The following is a 6,550-nucleotide window of genomic DNA, read 5'->3' on the forward strand; positions in this document are numbered from 1 at the left end:
CCAGCCCCGCACCCCGCCACCCCGTCGGCAAACACCACCACAAAAAGGACAACCCCCGACCCAACGAGCCGAGGGAAAACCTTTAAATTCAAGCTAAGGCGCTGATGCAGGTGCTCGTCGAGATATCCACTCAGCTGCCTGACGATCACTTCCGGATCGCCGACAAACAGCAGCTGATACTCGGAGATCACCAGTCGGCGCAGCGCCTCGGGTGAGTAGTGCGCCACGTGAACGGCCTGGAGGTACCGCCAGCCGACTTCCCGCTCGACCGACACCCCGTCCACAGACCAGTTCCCGAGCACCTGCACGAACTGAGGAAGCTGCGCCTTGGTGACGATCTCCTCGAACTCGGCAAGTGTTTCGGCGGCACGGGCCCGCTCAGAAAGATCATGCAGTTCAGGAGCCCCCGTGGACAGTACGAGGCGCACCTTCTTGCCCTCCGCGAGATGCCCTGTAACCGCCTTGAGGATCTTCCCCGCAGCATCCAGGGTCCACGACCCCTTCTTCGAAGGGACGTCCTTCACCTGCTCGCACCATGTGCCGTCGTCCGCCTTGAGCTCGAACTCGATCCCGGCACCAGCCGCCCCAGGGGGCTCCAGCCGAATACGCGATGCCCGCCCCCGCAGCAACTCCGCCACCCGCAACGCGGTCCACCAGTCCTCGTACCGGTTACCCGCCTTGTCCGCAGCCCCGCCCGCCAGCCCCACCTAGCCTCACACCCCGAGCAAGCCATCAGGGGCTCCTCGCTCCGGAGCCCGCATGCCGTGACCCTACTGTCAACCACTGACAACTGGATAGAAATGCTGATTCAGCGCAATTTCCCTCGTCTCCATCGCAGACCCTTACGACCTGCCGGCGGTGTCCCGTCGGCGGTCTCGAGCAACTGCCGGCGATCCACCACTACCCGCCGCACCTGTCGCCAGACGACGGGAGCGGTCGCACCCGTTCCCACTCGGCGTCCTTCACATCGCCGACGGCAGCGTCTCAGCGCGACGCTGCCGCCCACGCGACGGGTGGGCGGCGCGACGCGTTGAGCTTCATGCGAGGCCATACGGCTCCCGTCGTCTCCGGAGGGTCACAAGCCGGGGTCGACACGACCCGCAAGAGACTCGCCGCGATTCCGAGCAGTGCCTCCGCCTTCACGCCCAGGAAGGTCTCCGCGAACCCGGCGGCCCCGGCCCTGTCCGGTGTCGTCGATTGCCGGCCGATCAGCGGGAGGGGCGACGGCGGCCGGCTTCACCGGCACGGCCGCGGAGGGGCCGGCGCGGAGCGGGCGGAGGCATCGGGAGCTCCTTGAAGAAGTCGGCGAAGCTGATGCCTCACTCTTCGACGCTCCCGTCACCAGCGGGCTGACCATCAGGCGCCCAGGCCGTCACGAGGCCATAACTCCGCTTGGTGAGTTCGGCGTAGTGGCCTGTAGCCTACGTGGTAAGCCGGGGGTAAGGCGATGGCAGTACAGCCGCGAAGTCCCTCGCGATACTGCCGACGGCGGCCGGAAATCGCATGAGATCTCCGCCCAGTCATGCGGGAGCAACCGCTATGAACGATCACTTTGTTGATGAAGCCGATGTGCTGGACAGGATGGAACAAAACCTGGCCGAACACGCCTGTCACCTGCACCGGAGCATGACCGGTGCGACCGTCACAGAGGCCGGCGACCTCCTGGTCGCGGACAGCGGCCTGGACGACGACACGTTCAACATCGTCGCCGCGGCCCGCTTCACCGCAGACGGCGCCATGGCGCGTATCACCGAGACCGCTCGGACGCTGGCCCGCACCGGCCGCCCCTTCTCCTGGTGGGTGGGGCCCGCCTCGACACCACCAGACCTCACCACCCGCCTGGCGGCGGCCGGTCTGCCGGCGTCCGAACGCGAGACGGCGATGTGGGCCGAACTGGACGACACCACCCTGCCTCCTCCTGCCGCCGAGGGCCTGGACATCCAAAGGGTGACCACGCCCGAACAGCTCGCCGACTACGCCATGGTTCTCGCCGCGAATTGGGACCCGCCCGCTGACACCGTCCGCCGCTTCTTCGCCCAGGCCTCCCCGCGGGCACTGGCAGCACAGTGTCCAGCCCGGTACCTGGTCGGCTACGTGGAGAAACGTCCCGTCTGCTCCGCCGAAGTGTTCTACCACGCGGGAGTCGTCGGCATCTACAACATCTCCACCCTGGCCGCCCACCGCCGCCGTGGCTACGGTGGCGCCATCACGCTCGCGGCACTCCGCACGGCCCGTGACCGAGACCACCGGATCGCGGTCCTCCAAGCCTCAGCCGACGGCGAGCCCGTCTACAGCCGCCTGGGGTTCCGTTCCTGCGGCCAGTACACCGAACACGCCATCACCCGCTGAACCAACCCGACTCCACGGGCCCTCCGCCCCGCTTTGCTTCACGGTTCTGATCGCAGCAGCCAGTCAGGATGCGCACCACGACCCGACGGGCCCGCTTGAAGCGCCTGCCTCGTCGGCCGGATCATCACCGTGAGGCGCGGCGACGCCAGGGACGGCTGGCTGTGGCCGAGGTCCTCGTATCCCCATGACCGGTGCAGGGCGTGGACCTTGCCGCCTCCGGCCGCTTCGTTGCCCATCAGCGTCACGTACCGCTCGTCCCGGCTGGAAAGGAACCCGTCGTGAACGCGTCGCGCTACTCCGGTACCGCGCCATGCGGGCCGTACACCGATCTCCTTGAGGGCGACGGCTGAGCGCGCCGTGTACTGCTCGCTGGGCGCCGGGTTCATGCGCTGCCAGTACCGGTCCCCGTTCTCGATCTGGTTGCCGTAGGCGTAGCCCACCGGGTGGCCGCCCTCGTAGGCGAGAACCGCCTGAAAGCCGTCCTCTGCGCCGTGCCGGTCCAGCCGCTCGCCGAAGGCGCTGACCGCGTAGTTCGCAAGGTGGAGAAGTGGTGCCCTGACTTCTGCGTACACGTCCAACAGGTCGCCTCGAACGGCTTCGAGTTCGCTGAAGGAGCGGAGTTCGATCGGGGGTGCCGAGCTTGCGACCACAGCGGAGAACTTGTCCTGCAGACGCCCGACGTCGCTCATGCCGATCTTGCGGGTTGAGGCGGCGCCCGGAGCGGCAGCAGCAACGGCCGCCAACAGTGCTCCGGCGACGAGAGTGCGGCGGTACACGGGGTCCTCCTGAGGTGCGGCAGCCGGCGAGGTTCGGCTCCGTGGCACGAACCCTAAGTCGACGGCGCCCCTTCCGGAGAGGTCGGCCAGGACCTGGCGGGTTGCCGTATTGGGCAAGCGGACCCGGCCAGAACGCCACTTCCGGACATGTCGGCCGTCGTTGGTCCCGGCCTTCCCGGTGAGCTCATCGAGGCCTGAATTCACCGCCCTGGCGAGGCTGTTGGAGCTGTACCGGTGCTCTTTCATCCACGCTTCAAGAGCCTCATGGCGAAGGGTGTCCATGAGCGAACGGTAGCCCGTCAGGCACTCGATGCAAGGTAGAACGGTCACCAAAACCGGCTCTGGCGAAGATCTTGTGATCGGGCGGGTCTGGCCCTGGGCCCCGGTCCTCGAAGCCGCCGAAAGTCTCCGGCATCATGATCGGATGTCGGACAGCACAGCGCGTTCCGCTCTTCACGATCACCTTCGCAAGACGCTGCCAGGTCGCGTCATCGATGAGGTCCTGGGTGTCGACGGGCCCATCGAGGAGCGCGTGCCCGGATTTCGGGTATTCCGGGTTCATCCCGCCTACCCTGGAGGTTGGTGGCTGTATGTAACGTCAGGTTGCTGGGAGGCAGCTCAGCACGACGGTCACGGGGTGGAATTCGTTCTCGCGGCGCCGCGCGACGAGTGGCTCAACTTGGAGAGCCTCACCATGAACGCGTACTACCACTGCGGGCCGGCCCACCAACGACTCGATGTCGGGCACACCGTTCCGATCGGCAGGCCATGGCTCGACGACTCGGAATGCGACCAGTACCTGGTGAGCCTGCCCTACCCGTTCGGCCCAGAGTTCGAGATCTGCAAGTGGGACGGAGGAGCCCACGCCCAGACCCTGTGGCTGCTGCCGATCACCAAAGCCGAGAAGGGCTTCCGTCGGGAGAACGGCCTGGAGGCACTTGAGGATCGATTCGAGGAGCACGCGATCGACCCGGCCGATCCGAAGCGAGCCTCCGTGGCCTGACCTGCCGTAGCCGGACGGCACAGAAGGCGACGGGGCTTGGGTCAGCTCACCAGAAGGATCCGTTTGCGGAGCAGATCAAGGCTGGCACGGCCGTAGCCCTTCCGCTTGATCAGCTTGATTCGCGTGACCTGGCCCTCGACCTGGCCCGAGCTCCAGGAGCTGGACAGGCCGACGACGACGGCGTCCTGGTCCCGGCGAAGGCCGGTGACCAGGGAGTGCAGAGCCAGCAGGTCGTCGGCGAGGACGCGGTCCATCCAGTCGGGCAGGAGGTCTCCGCGTCGCTCCTGGAGCATGGCGGCGAAATCGCGGACGTGTCGGGCCGCGGCGTCAAGGTGTAGGCAGGCGGCCCGGACCTCCTTGAGCTCCTGGGCGTCACCGGCGGGTAGAACGTCCGGGTCGGTCATGTTCCAGCGGACCACTCGGCGGGGCCGCGGGGCGGCCCGGGGTGCCAGGGGGAATCCGCGTTCCTTCGACGGCCGGAGGTAGCGGCGCACGGTCTGGATGTCACCAGGGAAACCAAGGTCCCGGAGTTCGCGGTGGAGCCGGGGGATGTCGTGACAGCCATCGCTCCACCGCTGGTGCAGATACGGCTTGTACGCGTCGAGGATGGACTGCCGGTTGACCGCCCTGGTCAGCAGCTCGTCGATGCTGCCGGCGCGGGCGAAGCGGCGCACTGTGGAGTGGTCCAACCGCAGTTCCCGGGCGATTGCCCTCAGCGACTTGCCCTCGGCCAGCCGTTCCTGCACCGCCGCGAAGCGTTCCCGGGTGCGGGCGACCAGGCGTCGCGGGCGGCCCAGGCAGTCGTGCGTCCCGTCCGGAGGGTTGAGCGGCTCGGTCGTGCCGACGGCCGTGCCGGGCTCGGTGGCCGCAGTCGTCACGAACACCGAACGGATGCAAGCTTGGTGCGAGCCAACGGTTTTCTTCACGGCCTCGGCGAGGTTCCGCCACAGGTGCCAGCCGTCGGCAACCTGGATGGCTTGGGGAGCACCGCTTCTGGCGCCTTCGGCGTAAGCGCCGGCCCGATCCCGGCAGATAGTCTCCACCTCCGGGTGCCCGGCGAGCCAGGCGGCCAAGGGTTCGGCGTCCCGGCCCGGCAGCACGTCGACGGGTTGGCGGGCCTCCACGTCCACCAGGACGGTGGCGTACGAATCGCCCTTGCGTAACGCGAAGTCGTCGACACCCAGCACCCGCACCCGCCCCTCGTGCCGGTCGGGCATGGTACGAAGCAGGTGGAGCAGGGTGTCCTTGGCGACGCGGATGCCCAGGACCGCGGCCAGGCGGGCGCCGGGTCGGCCGGCGAGCGCGCAGCCTATGGACAGCAATACCGCCCGCAGCAGCGGGGGCCTTGCGGGCGTGCGGCGTGGTGAGCCCTTCGATCTGCTCGACGAATGTCACCGCTGTACAGACCTCGTTTAGACAGCGGAAGCGGCGTACGAGCAGCTCGTTGACCACGGCTTTGCCCCCGATCACCGCATCCGCCAGGCGCCGGACGTACCGCCCGTGCACCCGCCCCGACGTCCTGGAACAGTGCGGGCACCTCGCCCTGACCACTCGCGCACGGGCATGCAGAACGATCTGCGCTGCCGATTGCTGAACGAACTCGATTACGACACCGGCCAAATGTGGGAGAAGCGCCTCAAGGCTCCGCGGACTGCACGCCTGACATCGTCTCAGGAGACCCTGGCACCACGGGCCCGATCACACGATCTTCGCCAGAGCCCGCTATTCCCCAGGGGTAAGTTCACGTAATTCCCAGGTCCTGGCTTGAGGGCTAGGTTGCGCCGGGCAGCCCCAGGGCGACCATGAGGGCTGAAGAGAGCTCTTCCGCGAACAGGGCCGACCCGGTGAGCGTCTGCCGGATGGCTACCGCGTCGGGTGTCAGTCCGGCAGCGGCCGACCAGACGAGAGCGCCCGCCACGGCCGGTTCGATGGGGAACTGCTCCAGGTGTATCTCGTAGCTCTTCGCCAACTCCCGGTTGAGCAGGCCCTCCCAGCTGTTGCACGTCGGGCGTGAGGGCCTCGATGAAGCCCACATCGCTGTCGAGGAAGGACACCATGACGGCCGGTGCCCCCGTTCGCTCGACGAGGTTGGCAAGGCTGCGCCGTCCGGCGTCGGCGAAGTCCGTGACCTGCCAGCCCTCGGCCAACGTCTCCGTGTCGTCGATGCCCGTGAACCCGGCCGCCCGCATGAGCTGGTGCAGTTCCCCTGTGGACCGAGCCGTCAATGATCCGCCTGACATTCCCATGGCCCGCAAGTTAGCCGATGCCTCTGACAAGCTAACTCGTGCCCCTGAGACGTCGGCATGGGAAGCCGAGACAGGTAGACCCTAGGGCCTGTGTGATGTCGTGATCAGATTCTGGGTTCTGCGCCTTTCGTGGGGTGGAACCCGGTAGGACTGAGGTCGTGACACGTAGGCAACTC

Annotated in this window: 6 protein-coding genes and 1 pseudogene; 2 read left to right on the top strand and 5 right to left on the bottom strand. The window is 67.4% G+C overall.

The genetic code is table 11. The features are described 5' to 3' along the window. A partial coding sequence (locus ACFQ79_RS39855; protein WP_383593088.1) for a hypothetical protein occupies window positions 1-707 on the bottom strand: 707 nt, incomplete at its 3' end. 874 nt (window positions 708-1,581) lie between these two features. Between ACFQ79_RS39855 and ACFQ79_RS39860 the strand changes: the two genes are divergently transcribed. After that, window positions 1,582-2,349, top strand: a complete 768-nt coding sequence (locus ACFQ79_RS39860; RefSeq protein WP_383593090.1) for a GNAT family N-acetyltransferase — start codon at window positions 1,582-1,584, stop codon at window positions 2,347-2,349. A 38-nt stretch (window positions 2,350-2,387) separates the two neighbouring features. Here the strand turns inward: ACFQ79_RS39860 and ACFQ79_RS39865 are convergent, their stop codons facing one another. After that, window positions 2,388-3,038, bottom strand: a complete 651-nt coding sequence (locus ACFQ79_RS39865; RefSeq protein ID WP_383593102.1) for a GNAT family N-acetyltransferase — start codon at window positions 3,036-3,038, stop codon at window positions 2,388-2,390. A 511-nt stretch (window positions 3,039-3,549) separates the two neighbouring features. On the opposite strand from ACFQ79_RS39865, the gene ACFQ79_RS39870 reads away from it, so the two are divergent. After that, entirely contained in the window at window positions 3,550-4,128 is a 579-nt protein-coding gene (locus tag ACFQ79_RS39870) for a suppressor of fused domain protein (protein ID WP_383593093.1), read from the top strand. Between the two features lie 41 nt (window positions 4,129-4,169). On the opposite strand, the gene ACFQ79_RS39875 is transcribed toward ACFQ79_RS39870, so the two are convergent. From ACFQ79_RS39875 to ACFQ79_RS39885, 3 genes and pseudogenes are all read right to left on the bottom strand, one after another. Beyond that, window positions 4,170-5,450, bottom strand: coding sequence for a transposase (locus tag ACFQ79_RS39875; protein WP_383593096.1), 1,281 nt, complete (start codon window positions 5,448-5,450; stop codon window positions 4,170-4,172). A gap of 103 nt (window positions 5,451-5,553) precedes the next feature. Further along, window positions 5,554-5,679 (bottom strand): annotated as a pseudogene (locus tag ACFQ79_RS39880) (transposase family protein); the annotation flags it as partial. Between the two features lie 220 nt (window positions 5,680-5,899). Further along, entirely contained in the window at window positions 5,900-6,097 is a 198-nt protein-coding gene (locus ACFQ79_RS39885) for a hypothetical protein (RefSeq protein WP_383593099.1), read from the bottom strand. Window positions 6,098-6,550: the final 453 nt, after the last annotated feature.

The organism is Streptomyces sp. NPDC056480 (assembly GCF_042795405.1).
Lineage (GTDB): Bacteria > Actinomycetota > Actinomycetes > Streptomycetales > Streptomycetaceae > Streptomyces.

Coding starts and splice junctions, on each gene's coding strand:
- ACFQ79_RS39860 (WP_383593090.1), top strand. CDS start 1,582: ATGGAACAAAACCTGGCCGAACACGCCTGTCACCTGCACCGGAGCATG.
- ACFQ79_RS39865 (WP_383593102.1), bottom strand. CDS start 3,038: ATGAGCGACGTCGGGCGTCTGCAGGACAAGTTCTCCGCTGTGGTCGCA.
- ACFQ79_RS39870 (WP_383593093.1), top strand. CDS start 3,550: ATGTCGGACAGCACAGCGCGTTCCGCTCTTCACGATCACCTTCGCAAG.